Below are 1685 nucleotides of genomic sequence, written 5' to 3'. Positions count from 1 at the left end.
CTTTAGGGGGTAAGGTCAAGAAGTTCGGGACTACTCTTTCTAAGGCTACCTTGCCACTTGCTGGTGTCTTGACTGGCGGATATAAAATGTTCCTTGATTTGGATAAAGGTATAAGACAAGTTACTACCCTTGCGGATAAAGAAATCCTACCAGTAGAGCAAATTAGAAAAGATACTAAAAGAATATCGGATTTGTCGGGTATAGCACAGACTGAAATTGCTGGAGCTATGTATGATGCACTTTCATCTGGTGTTGATTCTTCTAAGGTAGTAGGCTTTACAGAGTCAGCAGTTAAGCTGACTAAAGCTGGTTTTACTGATATGGGCACTGTTGTGGATGCAACTACCACAGTTTTAAATGCCTATGGCGAAGAAGCTGATAGTGTAAATAAAATCCATGATATTTTTGTTAAGACTCAGGATTTAGGTAAAATTACGGTTGATCAGTTGGGTCAATCCATAGGTAGGGTAATTCCGATTGCAGCGGCAAGTGGTGTCAAGCTTAATCAATTGGGCACTGCATACTCAATCTTAACTGCAAGAGGTATAGATGCTAATCAGTCGACCACCGCCATTAACTCCTTACTTAATGAGCTGAGCTCATCGGGAACTAAGGCGGATAAGGTCTTAAGGCAAAAGACTGGTAAGAGTTTTACTCAACTTACTAAAGACGGTAAAAATCTTGGTGAAGTGCTAAAAATCATAGAAGACTCCGCTAATGCTAGCGGCATGTCTTTGAATGATATGTTTGGCAATCTGAATGCATCCAAGGCAGCTACTTCTTTAGCCAAGGCTGGCCTAGAAGAATATAACAAGGTTTTAGGACAGATGAATAGTTCTGACGGTTCTGTGGAGTCTAACTTTAATGATATGATAGGACCTGCAGAAAGATTTGCCATGACTACTGAAAGAGTAAAGAATGCTTTGATAGAAATAGGAGCGGAAGCGGCTCCATATATTGATAAGGTATCTAATAAGATATCAGAACTTACTCAATGGTTTGCTAATCTTGATGATGGCACTAAATCAACCATTGTGCAATGGGCATTGTTACTGGTTGCAGCAGGGCCTCTTATAGCTATATTTGGAACTATTTTAGGTGTTCTAGGTAAGCTTTTCTTAATCGGTGGCTTTGTCTTAAAAGGTGTAGGTTTGCTTGTCAGTCTTGCAGGAATATTAGGACAGGGCTTTATGTTTATTGTTAGTTGTGCTAATCCTTTAATGTGGATATTTCTTGCGGTAGGTGGGGTTGTAATATGGCTAAAAAATCACTTTTCATCTATCAAAGCTAGGGCTGATGAGCTAGGCGGTGGCTTTGGTTGGCTTAAGGCTATAGTTGAAGAAGCTGGAGGCTCTTTCTCCTGGATGGGAGATAAGGCTATGGGTGCTTTAAACCGAGTTAGGGACAAGTGGGAAGAGGTAAAAGCCTTCTTAAAAAATCCTATAAAGGGTGTTATCAGTATTGTTTCTAATGTAGTTAATAAGGTTAAGAGTATAGGAAGCGGTGGAGCTAAGTCCCATGCTACAGGTCTTGACTATGTACCCTATGATAACTACCTTGCTAACCTGCATAAGGGCGAAATCGTCCTAACTGCCAAGGCTAGTGAAGAATACCGTGCTTTGGGCGGAGATAAGGACAGAGTGCCTAGGATGACGACTAATAATAACACTACCAATAATAGGAAT

At 40.6% G+C, this 1685-nt stretch carries 1 protein-coding gene; it reads left to right on the top strand.

Translation table 11 applies throughout. From position 1 onward, the window contains the following. A partial coding sequence (locus tag Q0410_RS00820; RefSeq protein WP_299031772.1) for a phage tail tape measure protein occupies positions 1 to 1685 on the top strand: 1685 nt, incomplete at both ends.

The organism is uncultured Anaerococcus sp. (genome assembly GCF_937934665.1).
Taxonomy (GTDB): domain Bacteria; phylum Bacillota; class Clostridia; order Tissierellales; family Peptoniphilaceae; genus Anaerococcus.
Note: the sequence above shows the minus strand (reverse complement) of the source record. Positions and strands in the feature narration are given on the sequence as shown.